This is a genomic window from Reinekea sp. G2M2-21 (assembly GCF_015687175.1).
Classification (GTDB): domain Bacteria; phylum Pseudomonadota; class Gammaproteobacteria; order Pseudomonadales; family Natronospirillaceae; genus Reinekea.
Genome location: NZ_JADPQG010000001.1, coordinates 261,848 through 283,022, shown reverse-complemented (window position 1 = coordinate 283,022; position 21,175 = coordinate 261,848). Strand labels below are relative to the sequence as shown.

At 49.6% G+C, this 21,175-nt stretch carries 20 protein-coding genes; 17 read left to right on the top strand and 3 right to left on the bottom strand.

All coding sequences use genetic code 11. The annotated features are described in order from the left end of the window. Positions 1-4 precede the first annotated feature (4 nt). From IYN85_RS01220 to ppa, 6 genes are all read left to right on the top strand, one after another. Positions 5-361 carry a YraN family protein gene (locus IYN85_RS01220; protein ID WP_196157039.1) on the top strand — a complete coding sequence of 119 codons (357 nt, stop codon included), beginning with the start codon at positions 5-7 and terminating at the stop codon, positions 359-361. Continuing rightward, a complete protein-coding gene (locus IYN85_RS01215) occupies positions 358-951 on the top strand; it encodes an SIS domain-containing protein (RefSeq protein ID WP_196157038.1) in 594 nt (197 codons plus the stop codon). Before IYN85_RS01220 ends, IYN85_RS01215 begins: the two co-directional genes overlap by 4 nt. Then, positions 948-1,517, top strand: coding sequence for a BON domain-containing protein (locus IYN85_RS01210; protein WP_196157037.1), 570 nt, complete (start codon positions 948-950; stop codon positions 1,515-1,517). The genes IYN85_RS01215 and IYN85_RS01210 overlap by 4 nt, the downstream gene beginning before the upstream one ends. 141 nt (positions 1,518-1,658) lie before the next feature. Continuing rightward, a complete protein-coding gene (locus IYN85_RS01205; protein ID WP_196157036.1) occupies positions 1,659-2,546 on the top strand; it encodes a universal stress protein in 888 nt (295 codons plus the stop codon). A 145-nt stretch (positions 2,547-2,691) separates the two neighbouring features. Continuing rightward, complete coding sequence (gene aroA / locus IYN85_RS01200; RefSeq protein WP_196157035.1) at positions 2,692-3,975, top strand: 3-phosphoshikimate 1-carboxyvinyltransferase; 1,284 nt, start codon at positions 2,692-2,694, stop codon at positions 3,973-3,975. 132 nt (positions 3,976-4,107) lie between these two features. After that, positions 4,108-4,635 (top strand): inorganic diphosphatase, encoded by a 528-nt coding sequence (gene ppa / locus IYN85_RS01195; protein WP_196157034.1) that lies wholly within the window; start codon positions 4,108-4,110, stop codon positions 4,633-4,635. Between the two features lie 96 nt (positions 4,636-4,731). Here the strand turns inward: ppa and IYN85_RS01190 are convergent, their stop codons facing one another. Then, the gene (locus IYN85_RS01190; RefSeq protein WP_230390411.1) at positions 4,732-5,802 is read right to left on the bottom strand and encodes a DUF2333 family protein; all 1,071 of its coding nucleotides are present in this window, start codon (positions 5,800-5,802) and stop codon (positions 4,732-4,734) included. 283 nt (positions 5,803-6,085) lie between these two features. On the opposite strand from IYN85_RS01190, the gene aroQ reads away from it, so the two are divergent. The 11 genes from aroQ (at position 6,086) to coq7 (ending at position 18,406) form a co-directional block, all read left to right on the top strand. Further along, positions 6,086-6,526 (top strand): type II 3-dehydroquinate dehydratase, encoded by a 441-nt coding sequence (gene aroQ / locus IYN85_RS01185; RefSeq protein WP_196157033.1) that lies wholly within the window; start codon positions 6,086-6,088, stop codon positions 6,524-6,526. Between the two features lie 32 nt (positions 6,527-6,558). Next, on the top strand, positions 6,559-7,023 hold the full coding sequence (gene accB / locus IYN85_RS01180; RefSeq protein ID WP_196157032.1) for an acetyl-CoA carboxylase biotin carboxyl carrier protein: 465 nt from the start codon (positions 6,559-6,561) through the stop codon (positions 7,021-7,023). A 13-nt stretch (positions 7,024-7,036) separates the two neighbouring features. Beyond that, the gene (accC, locus tag IYN85_RS01175) at positions 7,037-8,383 is read left to right on the top strand and encodes an acetyl-CoA carboxylase biotin carboxylase subunit (protein ID WP_196157031.1); all 1,347 of its coding nucleotides are present in this window, start codon (positions 7,037-7,039) and stop codon (positions 8,381-8,383) included. 96 nt (positions 8,384-8,479) lie between these two features. Beyond that, positions 8,480-9,367 (top strand): 50S ribosomal protein L11 methyltransferase, encoded by an 888-nt coding sequence (gene prmA, locus IYN85_RS01170; RefSeq protein WP_196157030.1) that lies wholly within the window; start codon positions 8,480-8,482, stop codon positions 9,365-9,367. 154 nt (positions 9,368-9,521) lie between these two features. Continuing rightward, a complete protein-coding gene (locus IYN85_RS26245) occupies positions 9,522-10,826 on the top strand; it encodes a DUF3426 domain-containing protein (protein WP_196157029.1) in 1,305 nt (434 codons plus the stop codon). Positions 10,827-11,075: 249 nt separating this feature from the next. Next, positions 11,076-12,014, top strand: a complete 939-nt coding sequence (gene dusB / locus IYN85_RS01160) for a tRNA dihydrouridine synthase DusB (protein ID WP_230390547.1) — start codon at positions 11,076-11,078, stop codon at positions 12,012-12,014. Further along, entirely contained in the window at positions 12,011-12,310 is a 300-nt protein-coding gene (fis, locus tag IYN85_RS01155; protein WP_196157027.1) for a DNA-binding transcriptional regulator Fis, read from the top strand. Before dusB ends, fis begins: the two co-directional genes overlap by 4 nt. 102 nt (positions 12,311-12,412) lie before the next feature. After that, positions 12,413-14,008 (top strand): bifunctional phosphoribosylaminoimidazolecarboxamide formyltransferase/IMP cyclohydrolase, encoded by a 1,596-nt coding sequence (gene purH / locus IYN85_RS01150; protein ID WP_196157026.1) that lies wholly within the window; start codon positions 12,413-12,415, stop codon positions 14,006-14,008. Positions 14,009-14,026: 18 nt separating this feature from the next. Then, complete coding sequence (gene purD / locus IYN85_RS01145; RefSeq protein WP_196157025.1) at positions 14,027-15,307, top strand: phosphoribosylamine--glycine ligase; 1,281 nt, start codon at positions 14,027-14,029, stop codon at positions 15,305-15,307. A 125-nt stretch (positions 15,308-15,432) separates the two neighbouring features. Then, positions 15,433-17,787 carry an ATP-binding protein gene (locus tag IYN85_RS01140; RefSeq protein WP_196157024.1) on the top strand — a complete coding sequence of 785 codons (2,355 nt, stop codon included), beginning with the start codon at positions 15,433-15,435 and terminating at the stop codon, positions 17,785-17,787. Further along, a complete protein-coding gene (coq7, locus tag IYN85_RS01135; RefSeq protein ID WP_196157023.1) occupies positions 17,762-18,406 on the top strand; it encodes a 2-polyprenyl-3-methyl-6-methoxy-1,4-benzoquinone monooxygenase in 645 nt (214 codons plus the stop codon). The genes IYN85_RS01140 and coq7 overlap by 26 nt, the downstream gene beginning before the upstream one ends. An 83-nt stretch (positions 18,407-18,489) precedes the next feature. Here coq7 and glnG read toward each other — a convergent pair whose 3' ends face one another. Both glnG and glnL read right to left on the bottom strand, forming a co-directional pair. Continuing rightward, positions 18,490-19,914, bottom strand: a complete 1,425-nt coding sequence (gene glnG / locus IYN85_RS01130; protein ID WP_196157022.1) for a nitrogen regulation protein NR(I) — start codon at positions 19,912-19,914, stop codon at positions 18,490-18,492. Beyond that, a complete protein-coding gene (gene glnL / locus IYN85_RS01125) occupies positions 19,907-20,983 on the bottom strand; it encodes a nitrogen regulation protein NR(II) (protein WP_370592132.1) in 1,077 nt (358 codons plus the stop codon). The genes glnG and glnL overlap by 8 nt, the downstream gene beginning before the upstream one ends. Between the last annotated feature and the right edge of the window lie 192 nt (positions 20,984-21,175).

The window sequence follows — 21,175 nt, the reverse complement described above, 5'->3', positions numbered from 1 at the left end:
GACCATGGATCATCTCAGCAAGGGTCGCGATGGCGAAAAGCTGGCAGAATCCTACCTGCGCAGCCAAGGTTGTAAAACAGTCGTGGCTAACTTCAGCTCAAAGTTTGGCGAAATAGACATCATCTGTCGTGACAAATCAGAGCTGGTATTCGTCGAAGTTCGGTACCGGAGCCAACGCACCTATGGCACAGCAGCGGAAACTGTTAGTATGCGAAAACAACAGAAAGTAATTAAAACCGCGCAATACTTTTTGCAAAAGCACCCAAAGTTCAATTCGCTTTACATGAGATTCGACGTGATCGGCATTGATGCATCAAATAACATAGAGTGGATTAAAGGAGCCTTTCAGGCAACGGCATGAACCCACAAGACATTATCATTGAGCAAGTTGGCCTTGCTTTGGAAACATTTCAAATGGCGGTTGAGTCGCTTGGCGATTTGTTAGAGCAAACCAGCGAAGCCATTACTGAATGCTTACTGCACGATGGTAAAATCGTGGTCTGCGGTATGGGCGCCTCTGGCGCAACTGGCGCGAGTTTTGTCGCCAGAATGCAAAGCCGCTTCGAGCGCGATCGCCCCAGCTTACCCGCAATCGTGCTGAGCAATGATGGCATTGTTACTAGCGCCATCGCGCACGATACAGGTCCCGGCGATATTTACGCGCGTCAAGTTCGCTCGCTTTGCCATGAACCGGATGTTTTGCTGATCATTTCATCAACCGGCAGTGCGTCTGCCCTGATTAAAGCCATTCAGGCCGCGCACGACCAAGGCGTTTGTGTGATCGCTCTGACTGGCGGCAGTGGAGGGGATGTGGCGGATCTACTCGAAGGTAACGATATTGAATTGCGGGTAGAAAACGATCGGGTAGGCAACGTTCAATTGACGCACCATCTTTTGCTCAACTGCCTCGTTGAACTCATTGAAAATGCAATTTTTGGACACGAACTATGAATCTTCGTTTCGCATCACTGCTAATAACGTCACTTTTGCTGAGTGGCTGCGCAACCATCACTGGCAGCATGACTGACGAACCCATCCAACCGGATCCGCAGGGGCGCACCATGGGTGAAGTGATAGATGACAAAAATCTGCGCACCCGACTGTTGGTAAATCTGGAAAAGCTGGACGAACGCTACAAAGATGCCAACATCGACATTCAAATAAACGCCGGCATTGTTCTGCTTGTCGGACAAGTTCCTACAGAAAACCTGATTTCGGAAGCCACGAAACTGCTGAAAAGCGACTCACAAGTGAAGGCGATCCACAATCATCTCACTGCCGAGCCAAATATCTCGACTGGTCTTAAAGCCAATGACAAATGGTTGAGCGTAAAAACTCGTTCTCGTATGTTTACCACGGATTATTTCCCATCGTCTAATATTGATATCGTGGTAGAGAAGGGAATTGTATATCTACTGGGCCGCGTTACCCAGGAAACCGCTGAACAGGCTGTACAAATTGCCTCTGAGGTTAATGGCGTACAAAAGGTGGTCATGGTCTTCCAAATCATTCCTTGACTCAGGTCAGCGCAAAATACCCCACCCCTTCTACGCTATAGATAGCGTCTGAAAACAGCCTATTCGTTGTTTGCAGTTCAGACACACGTTTTCGGGCATCACGACCCGGACCATTCTCTCGTCAGCATGAGGGTTAATACTATGTTTGAACACCGCCACATAATCGTTCTGATGGACCCTGCGGAAGAGAGCGCCGTTGCCGTTGAAAAAGCAGCAACCATGGCTCGAATTTCAGGGTCGCACATCACACTTTTTAGCTCAGGTTACGATGGAGCCTTGAATTCCATTCATCCTCATTCAGAAAATGCCCGAGACTCCTATTTATCGCGACTGTTAGACGGGCTCGAATCATTGGCTGAAGTTGCGCGTTCAAAAAATGTTGTCGTTAAAACCGAAGCAGTATGGGATAAGCACGCGGGCGCCGCATTACTCAATTACCTCTCCGGCAACCCGGCTGACCTCGTGATCAAGGCGACACACCACCAAAATGTCATTCAGCGAACATTTTTTAGTCAAACTGACTGGGAACTGATCCGGCACTGTCCGGTACCGCTGTTATTGACCAAAGCGACCCAGTGGCATGACCAAGTCACCATATGCGCAGCCGTCGACCCGGTCAGAACCAATGACAAACCGGACTTTCTGGACGATCACATCATTAAGTGTGGCCTGGAAATGAAAGACATGCTCAGCGCTAATCTCCAATTGCTGCATGTTTACGATCCGACCCCGTTGATGATTTACCTCGATCAACCCGCGATTAACTCAACCGATATTGGTGAAGAAATACGGGCTCAGCACCTGGAAGCCTTAGTTCAGCTGGCCGAGTCAAAAGGTATTCCAAAAGATCAAGCAAAACTGGAAATGGGTGCTCCCGTCCAGGTTATTCCGGATTACCTTTACGAATACGATATCGATATCGTGATCATGGGTGCCGTTTCCCGAACTGGCCTTGAGCGTTGGTTATTAGGGCACACGGCGGAGAAAATTCTCGACCGCATCACCGTCGACATCCTAATTGCCAAATGACAACTAGGGGTCTGCACGGCAGACCCTACCTTTCATTGCTAATTTCACAAAACTGAATTGAAGTTTGTTGCCAATAGTGCAAGGCAAACAGTTTCTGGCATACAATAGCTCCCGACATCCGCTGTATTGCTATCGAAAGGTTTTCATGGAAACGCTTGCACTCACCAAACTCAATATCGCCAAGGGCGACGTCACCATTCCCGGCTCAAAAAGCCTATCCAACCGCATTCTGCTGCTTTCAGCGCTCAGCCAAGGCACAACCGTTATCGACAATCTGTTGGACAGTGACGATATCCGCCACATGCTGAACGCCCTGACCCAGTTGGGCGTGCAATATGAGTTAAGCAACGATAAAACTCAGTGCACGGTCCACGGTCTCGCGGGTGCGTTAGCGCAAGGGCAGGTCGAGACCTTGTTCCTGGGCAATGCCGGTACTGCAATGCGACCATTAGCAGCAGCGCTGTGCGCAGGGCAAGGTGAGTTTGTGCTAACCGGCGAAGAGCGTATGTTTGAGCGGCCCATTGGCGACCTTATCGAAGCGATGCGGCCACTGGGCATTGATGTCGAATATTTAGGTGAGAACGGCTTTCCGCCGCTGAAAATCCGAGCGCAATCCCTGCACGCAGCACCGGTTACCATCGCAGGAAGCATATCTAGTCAGTTTCTGACCGCATTACTAATGGCAGCTCCTCTCTTAGGTGAAACGCTAACAATACAAGTCGAGGGTGAGCTGGTGTCAAAACCCTATATCGACATCACCATTGATGTGATGAAGCGTTTCGGTGTTACCGTTCAAAACCAGAATTACCAAACCTTTGTTATTGATAGCAATCAGCACTACCAGTCACCAGGCCACATTCTTGTCGAAGGCGATGCGAGCAGTGCCAGCTACTTTCTGGCAGCCGGCGCTATTGGCGGTGGTCCGGTCAGGGTGCATGGTACCGGGACTGCATCCGTGCAGGGTGACAGCCAATTTGCACGGGTACTGGAGAAAATGGGCGCAAAAGTAACTTGGTCTGAAAATTGGATCGAAGTATCTGCCGATGGGCCATTGCACGCCGTTGATATGGATATGAACCATATTCCCGATGCCGCCATGACTATTGCGACGACAGCCTTGTTTGCTAAGGGTACTACCCGCATCCGAAATATCTATAACTGGCGAGTGAAGGAAACCGACCGCATCGCTGCCATGGCAGCAGAATTACGAAAACTGGGAGCAACCGTAGAAGAAGGGCACGATTACATAGCTGTCACGCCTCCGGAAAAGCTGACACCGGCTGCGATCGACACCTACAATGATCACCGCATTGCCATGTGCTTCTCGTTGGCTGCGTTTGGTTGTGAGGGAATTGTCATCAATGATCCTGGCTGCACGGCAAAAACCTTTCCTGACTATTTCGACCGATTTAACACCATAACCGGTTAGTCACTCGCATGACAGGCATTAGGCTTCGCTGATAAGCCTAATGTCTCAACCTTTAGGGCTGGCAACTCGGGCCTCAAACTATATAATGCGACCAGTTTTTTACAGACACTCACGGATAAAGGGCTTCCCGCAATGAGCTACAACCAAGTTCCAGCTGGCAAAGATTTGCCAAATGACGTTTATGTTGTGATCGAAATTCCTGCAAACCATGCACCGATCAAATACGAAATTGAAAAAGACTACGATGCCTTGATGGTTGACCGTTTCATGGCAACGCCTATGTTTTACCCTGCCAACTACGGTTACATCCCAAATACCCTGGCGGATGATGGCGATGCCGTTGATGTATTAGTGGTAACGCCTTACCCTGTTGTGCCTGGTTCTGTGATCCGCTGCCGCCCTGTTGGTGTTCTGGAAATGACCGATGAAGCAGGTTCAGATGCGAAAGTTATTGCCGTACCACACGATAAGCTGACCACCATCTATAAAGATGTACAAGAAGCGACCGATTTACCGCCACTGTTGTTAGAACAGATCAAGCATTTCTTTGAGAATTACAAAGACCTTGAAAAAGGCAAATGGGTAAAAGTTGAAGGCTGGGCCGACGCTGAGCGCGCGCGCGCGATTATCACCGAAGCTCATGCTGCTGCTCAAAAGTAAGTTGAACGCTCAATAAAAAACCGGCAAACAGCCGGTTTTTTTTTAATGCCTGGAAGAACCTATTGTCGAACCCAACATTGGGCAAAAGGTTTTTAATCAACCCTTTTCGAGCAATTCACGTAAATCAATAATCGCCGCATTGGCTCGCGATATGTAGTTAGCCATAACCAATGAATGGTTCGCCACCATACCAAAACCATTGCCATTCAAAATGATCGGCGACCAGATAGCAGCCTGCGTTTCCTCCAGCTCCCGAATAATCTGCTGCAAACTGACTTTGGCGTTCTTATCTTCCAACACGGGACCAAAGTCCACTTCAATCGCTCGCAATATGTGGATCAGCGCCCAAGCAGAGCCCCTGGCTTCATAAAAAACATTGTCCACCAGCAGTCTTTCGGTTTTAACCTGATGCTGATCGGACGTGGGTGTGGACTGTTCTGCATTTGCTTCACCAGCCATATCGGTGTTATACCGCTGCTGACCCACTGAAGCACTCAAACGCTGAGAAATGGAGCCGAGACGGGTTTCCACATCCCTTAACCAGCTTGAAAGGTTATCAGCCCGTGCATAAAACTGCGCTTGCCCTTGGGCGGGATCAGCCAGACGGTTCAGATAGCCATCCAACAATTTCATGGCGTTGCGGTATTCCCCTTCCGTGGAAGGTAACATCCAACTGTTGTGATCAAAATGCAGTAAGGGTTCAGCTTTGGCGAGATCCGGGTCTTCTGTTGACTGGGATTGAGATCGACTCATGTCCTTGCGCAACGCGCGTGATAAATCCCGCAACTGAATTACCACGCCAAATTCCCAACTGGGCATATTATCGAGAAAGATCGACGGTGGCGTCACATCGTTTGACAAATAACCACCAGGTTTATTCAGGATAGCTTCGGTCAGATGTTTCAACGCAAACGCCGTGGTATAACCCACCACCAACTGCTGACCATTATCCTGAGCATTTTTCTGAGCCAACTCTGCCACGTCCTTAATGCCCGGCTCATGACTCCAGAACAAACCCAGCGCACTCCACATCACTGCCAACAAGGCCAGTAATGAAAGGATCCAATATTTCCAGCTGCGGCCACTACGAGGTTCCGAATCAGAATTTTGAGCCCCTAACCTCTGTCGCAAGCCATTCCAAAAGCGCATTAATCTTGCCTTTAACATGCACAAATCTCCTTAAAGTATGCCGCCAGACTAGCCCTGATTATCGGCAAAGCCAATAGCCCAAGCGTCATTAAAACCAGATCGCCAACAGTTGAGGATCCGACGCTGGCATGCGCTATGTCTTTAATCACGCCAAATACCGAATTTTATTGAACATTTTTCACAACTTAAATTCGCCTTGATTGTTGTTTGCTGGAGATATCACCATTATCGTGTCCGGATAGTTGCTATTTTGCCGTTTTTCGCGACAAATATAGCCACTCAATCATTACCCAGGTGAACTATGGCTACGCTGTTATTACTGAATGGACCAAATCTGAACCTACTCGGTACGCGCGAACCGGAAATATACGGTACTCAAACACTTGCTGACATTGAAGAGTCAGCAAGTCAAGTTGCTGCGAGTCTCGGTCACAGGTTGGTCAGTCTGCAAAGTAATCACGAAGGTGTGCTTATCGACCGTATCCATGAAACCCTGTCTGACGGAACGGATATGATTTTAATCAATCCGGGCGCCTATACCCACACCAGCGTGGCGATACGGGATGCTCTGGCGGGGGTCAACAAGCCGTTTGTTGAGATACATTTGTCCAACGTTCATGCCCGGGAAGATTTCCGCAAACACTCCTACCTTGCGCCAATTGCAGTAGGAGTGATTGCTGGCTTTGGTACGCACAGTTATACGCTGGCAATCGAAGCTGCTGATAATTACCTAAAAATTTAAACATCACGACTTATTTAACAGAGGTTATGTACATGGATATCCGTAAGGTCAAAAAACTGATTGAGCTATTGGAAGAATCCAATATTGATGAAATTGAAATTGCCGAAGGTGAAGAGTCAATTCGAATCAGTCGCACTTCACGTTTAGCCGCATCAGCGCCTATACATTATGCAGCGCCTGCGGCACCCATGCAGGTACCCGCTCCGGCTGCGCCGGCACCCGTTGCTGCAGAAGCACCAGCTGCCGCACCTGCCGCGCCAAGTGACCATGCCGTTAAATCTCCGATGGTCGGAACCTTCTATCGTTCACCATCTCCGACCAGCGCAGCCTTTGTTGAAGTCGGCAGCAAAGTTAATGCCGGCGACACCATCTGTATTGTCGAAGCGATGAAAATGATGAACCAGATTGAAGCCGACAAGAGCGGTACCGTCACTGCGATTTTGGTTGAAAATGGTGAACCCGTTGAATTTGACCAACCTCTGATCACGATCGCCTAACCGGAGCCGTATCATGCTGAACAAAGTACTGATTGCGAACCGTGGTGAGATCGCCCTGCGAATTTTGCGCGCCTGTAAGGAACTGGGCATAAAAACCGTCGCAGTGCACTCCACAGCGGATCGTGATTTGAAACACGTCAAATTGGCGGATGAAGCGGTGTGTATTGGCCCAGCGTCATCCACTGAAAGCTATCTGAATATACCGGCCATTATTGCTGCTGCTGAGGTCACCGACGCCGACGCGATCCATCCAGGCTACGGTTTTTTGGCGGAACGTGCCGATTTTGCTGAACAAATTGAAAAATCCGGGTTTAAATTCATCGGTCCGACTGCCGACGTTATTCGTCTGATGGGTGATAAGGTATCCGCGATTGAAGCGATGAAAAAAGCAGGGGTACCTACCGTACCCGGCTCTGACGGCGCGGTACCGACTGACCCGGTTCGATGCAAGGAAATTGCCTTGCGCATTGGTTACCCCGTGATCATCAAGGCCGCCGCAGGTGGTGGTGGACGCGGTATGCGAGTCGTTCACAAAGAAGATGACCTGTTAGGATCCATTCAGGTGACCCAATCTGAAGCAGCAGCTGCATTTGGCGATGGTACGGTATACATGGAGAAATTCCTGACCAATCCACGCCACGTTGAAATTCAGGTCATTGCGGATGGACAAGGCAATGCCATCCACCTGGGTGATCGTGATTGTTCGCTGCAGCGACGTCATCAAAAAGTTTTGGAAGAAGCACCGGCACCTCATATTGATGAAGCTGCAAGAGCCAAAACCCAAGCCGCCTGCATCAAAGCCTGTATCGACATCAACTATCGCGGTGCCGGAACGTTTGAATTCCTGTACGAAGATGGCCACTTTTATTTCATTGAAATGAATACCCGTGTGCAAGTGGAGCATCCAGTCTCGGAAATGGTCACAGGTGTCGACATCATCAAAGAGCAGTTGATTATTGCCTCGGGCATGAAGCTCAGTTACAAGCAGGAAGATATTGTCATTCGAGGCCACGCCTTTGAATGTCGAATCAATGCGGAAGACCCGAAAACATTCATGCCCAGCCCAGGGCGGATTACCCAATTCCATTCCCCTGGTGGGCTTGGCGTACGCTGGGACTCGCATATTTATGCGGGCTATTCCGTGCCGCCTTTCTATGACTCTATGATTGGCAAACTGATTACTTTCGCACCCACACGTTCAGAGGCATTATTGCGCATGGGCTCAGCACTGGATGAACTGGTGGTGGCCGGCATTAAGACCAATACCGATCTGCAGAAAAAACTGGTCGTCGATGCGGCGTTCGCTAAAGGTGGGGTTAATATTCACTACCTAGAAAAGAAATTGGCAGAAGAGCAATAAATCCTGAAAGAGCGGCTGGAACACCAACCGCTCTTTTCTTTCCGCCTATCCAATGAATTCTGCTACGATATTCCAAAATTTACGTAGACGATATTCATGCCCTGGTTACAAATTAAAATCCCCACTCTTCCAAATCACACCGAAATTCTAGAAGACGCGCTACTGATCAACGGATGTCAGGCGGTCACTCTGCTCGATACGGAGGATCAACCGGTATTTGAACCCATCCGGGGAACGACACCCTTATGGGAGCATACGACGGTTCAAGGGCTTTTCGAACACGACGTCGACGCAGTGGAATTGGTCAAGCGAATCGAGCAAGTTGTTGCCGAACACCATTTACAGATCGCCAGCATTCAAACCGAGATTGTTGAAGACAAAGACTGGGAACGGGAATGGATGGATAACTTTCAACCCATTCAATGCGGCCAGCGGCTTTGGATTGTCCCGACCTGGTTAGACGCACCTGTTGCAGAGGCAATTAACCTGAAGCTCGACCCTGGCCTGGCGTTCGGTACCGGTACTCACCCAACGACTTTCCTGTGCCTGAAATGGCTTGATGAGCATATTAAAGGGGGCGAACAGGTCTTGGACTACGGCTGTGGTTCAGGCATTCTGGGTTTGGCGGCTCTGCTGCTTGGCGCTCAACGGATGGAAGGTATCGACATAGATCCGCAGGCCATGACAGCCACTCAAAACAATGCGCAAGTTAATGCTATTGCATCGGATCGCTATCGGGTAACGACACAACCCAAAGAACTTCAGCCTCAATATGACGTGGTCGTCGCAAACATACTGGCGGGTACGCTGTGCGATTTAGCGGAAGACATCTGCAACCGGGTGATCACTGGCGGTGCGCTGGTGTTATCGGGTATTCTTGCGCATCAGGCTGAGGCGGTTATCGATGCATTCAAGAGCAACATCCAATTCGCACCAACACTCGAAAAAGAGGGCTGGGTCTGTTTGAGTGGCTATAAGCTTTAAGCGAAAAAGGGATAATCCGCTGACAAACACGATGGTTTTGGCGAGACAATTGCATTAACTTGAGAGCTTTCATAAACTTTCTGGGCTAAGCTACGGTTTTTAGAGCATATTTAACATTAATTTGGACGCACGGAACGCTAGGACATACAGCACAATGGCAGATTCATTTATAACCCAATGCCCGCACTGCGGAACCTCGTTTCGGGTAAGAAACGAACAATTGGCTGTTGCCAACGGGTCTGTCCGCTGTGGAGCCTGTTTGCAGGTCTTCAGTGCCCGCAACCATGTTGTCACTACTGCTGTTCCTGCTCAAAAACCGGCTGCGACTCCAATAAAATCAGCACCTGCGGCTAAAAAACCAGCACCAACACCAGCAGCCAGAGCCGTAAAACCAGCGGCCAAACCCGCTGCCAAACGCAATCCACTCGCCTCAACGCCGCCACCGCCTCCAAAGGAGGAGTTTGGCTTTACCAGTGACGATGAAGACGATACTGAATTCTTGTTTGCCGACGGCGATGACGATGATTTTCTGTTTGAAGACGGCGCTGACGACTCGTTATTTGATGAAGATGAACAGGACGATGGTCTGGGTGAGCTGTCTGACAGCTTCATGAATCTGAACGATTCATCGAACACGCAAAAGACCCCCAACCATTTCCAACGCGAAACCCAGGAAATGGAAACCGATATTTTGGATGACGACACCGACGATGAAAGTTGGGCTGAATCCATGTTGGAAGAAATTGAAAAAGAAACCACCAGCAAACCATCCAACCCAGCTGTGTTCGAGTCGAGAGACGTCGGTCAGCGGCGACCTGCCCCTAGAGAGCAAAGGACGACCCAGACTAAGAATCTGATGGATTTTGACGACGATTTTGGCAGTACAGGGACGTTCATTACACCTTCAGCCTCACAAGTAGTGAGCAAAGCGAGTCAGGAAATCGAGTTGGACTTCAATGCCGATGACCGCTTGCATCGCCTGCGACCTTTAGGCTGGCTCGTTGTCATATTACTTCTGGTGCTGTTGGCCGGTCAGTTCGCTTGGCTTACACGCGACACCTATGCGCGGATGGATCAGTGGCGAGGCCTGTATCAACAAGCCTGTGACCTGTTTGGTTGCACACTTCCAGAGCAAGTTGACCTGGACGCTATCCGGACGTCAGTTCTGGTGCGAGAACACAAAGACCCTCTGTTGCAGGACATCAGAATGGTTGACGTTGTATTAACCAATAAAGCGCCATTCAAACAACCCTTCCCGACTCTGCTAATGCAATACACCGACGTAAACGGTCAATTAGTGGCTGACCAGAGCTTTCACCCTGACAACTACCTGAAAGGTGAGCTGACAGGTGTGGAACTCATGCCCATCAATACCCGGGTATACATTTCATTCCCGATCCGAACGCCTGCCAAAAGTGCGGTCAATTATCAGTTGATTTTAAAACGCAACAGCAATTGATACTCACTTGAACAGCGCTCTAAGCCATTGAATTTATGTTGTTTTTTCAAAAATTCAATGGCCTCAGTTTAGCTTTCATTATCCGCAAAAAATAACCTGTAAAAAAACCTCAATAATCGCTCTGTCAAGCTTTCATTAGACGAAAAGACCCGCTATCATTCCGCGCCCTTGATTTGAGCAATTTTTGAACGATCCACTGTGTATTCGATCGGACCTTACCAGATAGCAGAGCGAACCGTGCTTGCCCCCATGGCCGGAGTTACCGACCAGCCGTTTCGCAAGTTATGCCGCAGTTTAGGGGCGGGTTTTGTGGTATCTGAAATGGTCACCAGCGATACTCGTTTATGGAAAACCAACAAATCTCGTTGGCGCTTGAATCACCAGGGAGAAGCTGAACCCATAAGTGTGCAGATAGCGGGCGGCGATGCAGACATGCTGGCCCATGCTGCCAGAGTAAACGTCGAAATCGGCGCCCAGATCATCGACATCAATATGGGCTGTCCGGCTAAAAAGGTCTGTAATCGAGCGGCTGGATCAGCGCTGATGAAAGACGAAGAGCTGGTTTTCGACATACTTAAAGCGGTCACAGAAGCGGTCAACGTTCCGGTCACGCTTAAAATTCGTACCGGTTGGGACGCGACCCAAAAAAACGCCGTCAGTATTGCACGCATGGCCGAAGATTTGGGTATCGCATTGCTATCCGTACACGGTCGCACACGTGCAGATGCGTTTCGTGGTGAAGCCGAATACAACACCATCGCCGCCGTTAAGCAGGCAGTGAGTATTCCTGTGCTGGCCAATGGCGATATAGACAGCGCCCGGAAAGCGAAACAGGTTCTGGACGAAACTGGCGCAGATGGCGTGATGATTGGTCGCGCGGCACAGGGAAATCCATGGATTTTCAAATCCATTAACCATTTTCTGACCACCGGTGAAGAATTAAGCCCACCGGTGATCAACGAAGTACAAACAACGCTGATGAGCCACATAGAGGCGTTGCACGATTTCTATGGTGAATACATGGGCGTCAGAATTGCCCGCAAACACCTGGGCTGGTATTTCAAAGCCCAAGGCATTGCAAAGTCTGACTACAAACATATTCATGCGATTGAAAGCAGCCACAAGCAGCTTTCAGCCGTGACTTCAATTTTTGAACAATTTGACAGACTAAAGGAAACCGCTGCATGAACTACGATTCCGTTGCACCCATCACCGAAAACAAAGACACACTTAATATTCAGGCTGCGGCTGAAAACCCTCAAACCTTGCGTGACAGTGTCGAAATTGCCATGCGCAACTATTTCGCCAACCTGGATGGTCAAGACGTCACCAATGTTCACCAAATGGTTCTGACCGAAGTAGAAGCGCCAATGTTGGAAGCCGTCATGCGCTATTGCCGGGACAACCAGACCAAAGCCAGCAAGATACTCGGCCTGAACCGAGGCACGCTGCGCAAGAAGCTGAAACAATACGGCTTATTGTAATCCCAGATAAAGGCGACCTCGGTCGCCTTTGTTGTTTATGGCGTGCAGCCAACCTGACCAATCATTCAGTTTTAAAATATTAAATGGAAACCCGAGGACCCTATGAGCCAAAACTCTTCTGTTGTCACCCCAAAGCGCGCCCTGATTAGCGTATCGGATAAAGACGGCATCGTAGAATTCGCCCAGGCATTGCGTGAGCGTGGTGTCAGCCTGATCTCAACAGGTGGTACCTATAAATTACTGGCACAGCATGATATCGAAGTCACCGAAGTGTCCAGTGTCACCGAGTTTCCAGAAATGATGGATGGCCGAGTCAAGACGCTGCACCCACTGATACACGGGGGGATTTTGGGTCGCCGAGGAACCGATGACGCCGTGATGGCGGAACATGGTATTGATCCTATCGATCTAGTGGTTGTGAACTTGTACCCATTTGCGCAAACCATTACCAAAGAAAATTGCGTCCTGGCCGATGCGATCGAAAACATCGATATTGGTGGGCCAACCATGGTGCGATCTGCTGCCAAAAACCACAAAGATGTCGCTATTGTGGTCGATGCCAAGCAATACCAGAACCTTATTGCTGAATGGGATGCCGAAGGTGGCTTCACAACCGCGACCCGTTTTGCGCTGGCCAGAGCCGCCTTCGAACACACTGCACAGTATGACGGCATGATTGCCAATTATCTCGGTACGGTTCCGGCTGAAACGGCCCCAGCAGAAGTACCCGCACGAACCGATTTCCCACTGACTTTCAACAGCCAGTTTGAACTGAAACAATCCATGCGTTACGGCGAGAACCCTCACCAACGTGCGGCTTTTTATGTGGAATCGGGCGAGAAAGAAGCCGGCATTTCCACGATTACCACGCTGCAGGGCAAAGAACTGAGCTACAACAACATTGCCGATACCGATGCCGCACTGGAATGCGTAAAAAGTTTCGCAGAACCGGCTTGCGTTATCGTTAAGCACGCAAACCCTTGTGGCGTTGCAACCGGTAAAACACTAAAAGAAGCCTATCAACGCGCGTTTTCCGTGGATACCACGTCTGCTTTCGGTGGCATTATTGCGTTCAACCGAGAGCTGGACAAAGACGCCGCAGAAGCCATTATCGGCAAGCAGTTTGTCGAAGTCATCATCGCTCCCAGCGTGGCTGCTGATGCAGCGGCGATTGTGGCGGCTAAGCCCAATATCCGCTTATTGGCCTGTGGCCAATGGGGTCCTGCGGTTCCGTCACTGGACTATAAACGGGTTAACGGAGGCTTGCTCCTACAAGACCGCGACCTGGGTATGATCAGCGAATCAGATTTGAAAGTGGTGACGAAGGTAAAACCCACGCCAGCACAGATTCAGGATCTGATGTTTGCCTGGAAAGTCGCTAAGTTTGTGAAATCCAATGCCATTGTTTACGCCAAAGACGGATTAAGTACCGGCATTGGCGCTGGTCAGATGAGCCGTGTTTACAGTGCCATCATCGCCAACATTAAAGCCAAAGACCAAAACATCGACATTGCCGGCTCGGCAATGGCGTCTGAGGCCTTTTTGCCATTCCGCGATAGCCTTGATCAAGCAGCCGAAATGGGTGTCACCGCTGTCATCCAACCTGGTGGCAGCATGCGAGATGAAGAAGTCATCGCCGCAGCAAATGAACACGGCATAGCCATGGTCTTCACCGGCATGCGCCATTTCCGTCACTGAGTAAGCAAGGAGTTTTTTATGAATGTTCTAATCATTGGTAATGGTGGTCGGGAACACGCACTGGCCTGGAAAGTCGCTCAATCGCAGAAAGTTGAGACTGTTTTTGTGGCCCCAGGCAATGCAGGAACGAAAAATGAGGCTGGCGTGGAAAATGTCGCCATTGATGCGCTGGACTTTCCGGCTTTGGCTGAATTTGCAAAGAATAATGGCGTCGAACTCACTATCGTAGGACCAGAAGCCCCGCTAGTAGAAGGCGTGGTGGATTATTTTGAAAACGCCGGCCTGGCGATTTTCGGACCGCGCAAAGCGGCAGCACAACTCGAAGGTTCTAAAGCCTTCACCAAGGACTTTTTGGCCCGTCACAAAATCCCGACCGCATTCTACGGGGTGTTCACCGACGAATCCGAAGCGATTGCCTACATTGAAGATAAAGGCGCGCCCATTGTGGTTAAAGCCGATGGTCTGGCCGCTGGAAAAGGTGTGATTCTAGCCCAAACCAACGCGGAAGCTATTGCTGCGGTAAAAGACATGCTCTCGGGCAACAAGTTTGGCGATGCGGGCGCGCGAGTTGTGGTTGAACAATTCCTGACCGGTGAGGAAGCCAGCTTTATTGTCATGGTTGACGGTGAAGATGTATTGCCATTGGCAACCTCGCAAGACCACAAAGCACGAGATAACGGTGACAAAGGTCCCAACACGGGCGGCATGGGTGCGTACTCTCCTGCTCCGGTCGTCACGCAGGATATTCATGATCGCATCATGGCCGAAGTCATTATGCCAACCGTTCGAGGCATGAATGCCGAAGGCAACCGTTATCGCGGCTTTCTCTACGCCGGAATTATGGTCGGTGCCGACAATACACCTTTTGTACTCGAATACAATTGCCGGTTTGGGGATCCAGAAACTCAACCGATCATGATGCGTTTGGAATCTGACCTGGCGGGTCTGTGTCTGGCTGCCATACACGGCAACCTGGCAGAACAGGACGCACAATGGACTTCGCAAGCAGCGGTAGGCGTGGTCATGGCCGCTGGAGGATACCCATTCGACTATGCCAAAGGCGATATTATTTCAGGTATCGACGCCGCGAATGCCACCGGCAGCAAAGTATTTCAAGCTGGTACCAAGCAAACTGACGATGGTCGCATTGCGACCAACGGTGGCCGGGTTCTGTGTGTCACAGCGTTAGGCGACTCTGTAGCAGAAGCACAACAGAAGGCATACGCAGGCGTTGCGGAAATTGCCTGGGATAAAGTGTATTACCGCACTGATATTGGCCACAAAGCAATTAACCGCTGAACAGGCCCCAACAGGTGAGTAGTGTCCTCTACTCACTTGAATACAAGGGGACCGCAAATGATTGTTAACAGCATCCAGTGAGATCGTTATACTAACCTTTCGTTTACACTGGATGTTCCGCGCATATGAAGCGATTATCGCTGATCATTTGTTTACTGTTGATACCGGCCGCTGTTTTCAGCTTCGATACCATCCTGATCAATCAAAGTTATCTGAATACACAGGTCACACTGTACAGCGATTATCTAAATACCGCTGACGAAGATTTTTCCATTTTACAGGTGAGTAAACCGAGTATCGCACGGCAATTTTCACCCGTACACGGCGATATTCTCAAATACAATCAAGTCTCTGAAACAACTTGGTTGACCTTCGCCGTCAATAATCCCACCGGTAAGCCATCACGAATGTTCGTAACCGTGGACACGCCCTTTTTGCATTCCATTGAATTGTTTTACGACATCGATGATGGACGCGGTTACAGTCGCGTCGCCACTGGCACAGACACGGCTTATAACCAACGGCCTTATCAAATGGGCAATTTTGTATTGCCCATTGAGATTCAAACCGGATATCAACAGATTTATTTGAAAATCGTACCTTTAATAGCCACGAACATGAGCATCCGACTCATTGACGAAAACTCACTATTGGCCGAAACCCGCACCCATGTGCAGTTTATGACTCTCATCACCAGTTTACTCATCATTGCCCTGGTCATTTGTCTGCTCAGTTTTTATCGACATCGCATGAAAGTGGCCTTGTGGAGCACATTGTGTGTTTTTGGCTTTACGTTAAACCTAATGGGCTGGACCGGCAGTATTGCTTGGTGGGCAGCAGGGATTCCTCAGGTTGAAGTCGCAGCAAACAACCTAGGCGCCTTCATTATCCTCTTAAGTCTCGCCCGGTTTTTACCATTGGTTCGTACCGAAACCTTTACCAGTTGGTTGGGGGACACTCTGGTATGGGTTAGTCACTTTTTTGTCGTACTGGCTGTGCTTTCTACGCTGCCCTTCACCGCCAAACTGCTGCCAGTACAGATTATCCTGATACCCGTTGGATTAACTATCATTAGCATTTTCTGGTTTGAACGTCGTCCTCATTCACTCTCAGAACGCCTGGCACTGGTTGGACTGGTAGCAGTGCTGTTGTATTTCATTACCACGACTCTGGTGCTCGTGGGTCTGCTATCCGCCTTTGAGCCCATGAAAATCTGGATGAGTTTGCTAATCCTGTGCGCTGCCGCATTTGTCACTTGGTCCAGTTGGATTGCCGCAAAAATCAAAGGAGCACGGGTGGCAGTCGAAGGACTGTCTATTCCTGATGTTCATTGGCCATTGCTAAGAAAACTCAACCATGAAATCCGTGGTCCGATTAATGGCGTACTGGGTATGGCCGAGCTATTACAGGACACGACACTGTCAGCACACCAACAGGAATACGTCAATACAATTCAGACTGCGGGCTTTTCATTGCTGAGAGAAGCTGACCAACTGCAAAATCTCATTCGCATTGGTTTAAACCGGCTACCGGAAAGTGAAGATGAATTTGATCTTTATGACCTGATTGAGGATACCGTCCAGCCGTTCTCACGTATTGCCCATAGCAAACATTTGGAACTTGTACTGGACATTGCCCCTGAAATACCCACCCGATACCGGGGTAACGCACATATCATCGGCCAGATCCTGTCAAACCTGCTCGACAACGCATTGAAGTACACCGAACACGGCGAAGTGTTGGTGCAGATTAAACCGTGGCAAAACCAACGAATCCGCTTTTCCATAACGGACACCGGACCTGGGATAGCCAAAGACGCCAAAGCTACTCTGTATAATTTTCCAGATGCTAATAACGATCAACAACAACTGCCAAAAGATGTCCACCTCGGATTGCCCATCAGTAAGTATCTGGTGGGTTTGTTGGGTGGGCAACTATCACTGTCCAGCGAGTTGCGTATGGGCACAACATTCTGGGTCGACTTGCCGTTGACGCGGGCGTCGACCAACAGTTCTGCACAAACTGATGCTGAAGCCATCAAGATTGAAGAACTGCGTTTGATGGTCGTTGACGACAACCTCACTTGTCGTAAGGTGATCGAGCATCTTGCCATGAGCTGGGGCGCCGAGGTACTCAGTATGAGTAACGGTCAGTCCGCACTGGCCAACCTGCACAATCAGTATCACAAAGGCGAACCAATTGATGTTTTGATTCTCGACCAGAATATGCCGTCCATGAGCGGACTTGAGTTAGCGCAGCGGATTCGCCAGGATGGCGGCCTGAACCGTGAAATTGTCATCATTATGATGACGGGTGCCGACGACGTCGCCTCAGATTTCAGCGATAAAGAAAGCGGGATTGAGTTCGTTTTGTCAAAACCTGTCTCCGCACGCGCGTTGAGTCAAACATTAAAATTGGCCATGCCGAAAATAGTCACCAACCGGGAAAACCACCATGCGAAGAAATCACTCTTTTTCTGATCGTTTCGTCGGTCACCTGAACAACGCATTACGCACGCTATCACCCGGTGCGGTCACCGCCACGACGCCCAGTCCGGCAAACACACAGACTGAATCAGAGAATTTAGATCCTGCGGAAAAGCAGCACATTGCGCGTTTGATGCGCATAAATCACACAGGGGAAGTCTGCGCTCAGGCTCTCTATAAAGGCCAAGCATTAACAGCGCGTCTGCCAGATGTCCGTCAGGCAATGGATCAGGCAGCGGATGAAGAACTGGACCATTTGGCCTGGTGTGAAACCCGAATCAGAGAGTTACAGGGTCGCACCAGCCTGTTGAATCCAGCTTTTTACGGCATGTCCTATGCAATGGGTGCGTTGGCTGGGCTCGTTGGTGATAAGTGGTCATTGGGGTTTGTCGCGGCCACGGAAGACCAGGTCAGTCTGCATCTGCAAAACCACCTGGAACAAATTCAGGATAAAGACCATAAAAGCCGGGCGATTTTGCAAAAGATGCTGGAAGATGAGCAGCGACATGCGACCAATGCGTTGGAAGCAGGCGGTGTGGATTTTCCACAACCGGTTAAGCAAGTGATGACGTTGATTTCCAAAGCAATGACTAAATCAACGTATCACCTGTAACCTAGCCTACCCAAAAACAAAGCGGCCAATAATCTACTACATGGTCAGTTAATAAAACCAATTGACCACCCAGAGGATGTCGCTTATTCGTCTTCATCGCTGGAGCCGTCATCCAGACCCAGCTCTTTGATTTTTCGGGTTAGGGTATTTCGCCCCCAGCCCAGTAGTTCTGCTGCATCCCTTCGTCGACCCGCAGTATGTTTTAACGCAGTTTCAATCATAACCCGTTCAAACGCGGGTACGGCCAGGTCCAATATTCGCTTTTCACCGCGAGCCAATTCCCGGTCAGTCCAGTTACGCAGCGACTGCTCCCAGTTTTCATGTCCCCCTTCGGCACCAACGTCGTCAACCAACTCTGGCGGCAAATCACTGACCAGCACTTCACGACCAGAGGCCATCACCGTGATCCAACGACAGATATTCTCGAGCTGACGAACATTACCCGGCCATGGCAAACGTGACAGGTAAGACTCGGTATCCTGGCGTAAAGACTTGGGTTCAACACCAAGCTCCTTGGCTGCTTTATGCAAGAAGAATTCCAGTAATTTAGGAATATCCTCGCGCCGATCCGACAGTTTCGGAATATGAATACGGATAACATTCAGGCGGTGAAACAAATCTTCCCGGAATCGTCCATCCTGAACTAATTTTTCCAGATTCTGATGCGTTGCCGCAATAATTCGGACATCCACTTTAATAGGCGTATGACCGCCCACTCGATAAAACTCGCTATCGGCCAGTACACGAAGTAATCGGGTCTGTGTTTCGGATGGCATATCACCAATTTCGTCAAGGAAAAGGGTGCCGCCATCGGCTTGCTCAAAACGACCTCGACGCTGATTTTGTGCACCGGTGAATGCGCCTTTTTCGTGACCGAACAGTTCAGACTCCATCAGGTCCCGAGGGATCGCCGCCATATTCAATGCAATGAAAGGATGCTCTTTGCGCGGAGAGTGTCTATGTAGAGCTTGAGCAACCAGTTCTTTACCGGTTCCAGATTCACCATTGATCAATACCGTAATATTACTCTGTGATAATCGACCAATCGCGCGAAAAACCTCCTGCATGGCCGGTGCTTCACCAATGATTTCTGTTTGAGTTTCTGCCGCAACGGCTTCTTCCGGGGGAAACTGTTTCGCGCGGTGCTCAATAGCACGCTCGACCAGTGCCAAAGCCTCATCTACATCAAAGGGTTTGGGTAGATACTCAAACGCGCCCCCTTGAAATGAAGATACCGCACTATCCAAATCCGAATGCGCCGTCATGATAATCACGGGAATATCGGGGCGATCCTGCTGCAAACGGGTCAACAGTTCAAGACCGTCCATGCCATCCATTCGCACATCGCTGATGATGACATCCGGCGTAAGCGTTTGGATTTTGCGTAGCAGGCTTTCACCATTTTCAAAAACAGTACATTCATGCCCCTGCTTACTCAGCGCTCGATCCAAAACCCAGCGGATCGATCGGTCGTCATCAACGACCCAAACATTTTTCGCCTTAGACATTTAATGCCTCCAAAGGAAAATAAACACTAAATTGCGTACGCCCTGGATCGCTTTCACACTCCACCATTCCGTTATGCAACTCAACAAACTGCTGCACCAACGAAAGTCCCAATCCGGTACCGGAAGCCCGACCGGAAATCATCGGATAAAAGATTTTTTCCAGCAGGTCTTTTGCAATACCAGGGCCATTATCAATGACATCAATGCGCACCACGATACGGTGGCGACTCTGTCGAATCGTAAACTGCCGAACAGTGCGCGTTTTAAAAATTATCTGAGCATTTGGCACATCACTTTCCGTTAGCGCCTGCAATGCATTACGCGCAATATTTAGAAAAACCTGAATAAGTTGAGATTCATCACCCGTCATTTCCGGGATGCTCGGATCGTAATCTCGAACCAGCTCAATACGACCACCAACCTCTGCTTTCAGCAGCGATGAGACCCGCTCCAATACTTGATGGATATTCAACTGATGAAACTCGGGCAACTGATGACTGCCTAGCAACCGATCGACTAAATTGCGCAAACGATCGGCTTCTTCAATGATGACCTTGGTGTACTCCTGCAAGTCCTCATTCGGCAACTCAGACGCCAACAATTGCGCTGCACCTCGAATCCCGCCAAGGGGGTTTTTAATCTCGTGAGCCAATCCCCGAACCAAATGCCGGCTGGTCTCAGACTGGTCGATACGACCCTCATCGCGGCTGATACGGACAGCCCTGTCGGCCGGCACCATTTCCAGGATAACCCGCAGCTCGCCACCCTCCATAAAGGGGCTGACAATAAAATCCAACGTCAGGCTGTCACGATGCACCAACTCCCAGGTAGCGGAACGCACCGATACCGAGGCACCTTCATCGATGGCCGATGCCAACACTTGTAGAATGTCGTCCGCGTTAGCAAACAGACTATCGAAACGTTGACCTATTAATTGTTTCTCCGAACGCACGAGCAACAGTTCTGCGGATGAATTGATATGCTCAACCCGAAACTCACTGTCCAAAACAGCAACTGCTGTAAATTGGTGCTCGACCACGCGTCGAAATGCGGAATCTTGATTTTCCACCGAGTGAACCCTTTTTTCAGATGAGCTTGCTAACGCAAGAAACAGGCCAGACTCTTGATTACTAAGCGGTTTTCCCAAAGCTAGCGCCATTTAAATCAGTGCGTCAAACTCAATCTTACAGAATTGGCAACAGAACCTTGCACCTGAGCACGGTATCTATCCTAAAAAACTGACTGTATTGATTACGTTGAG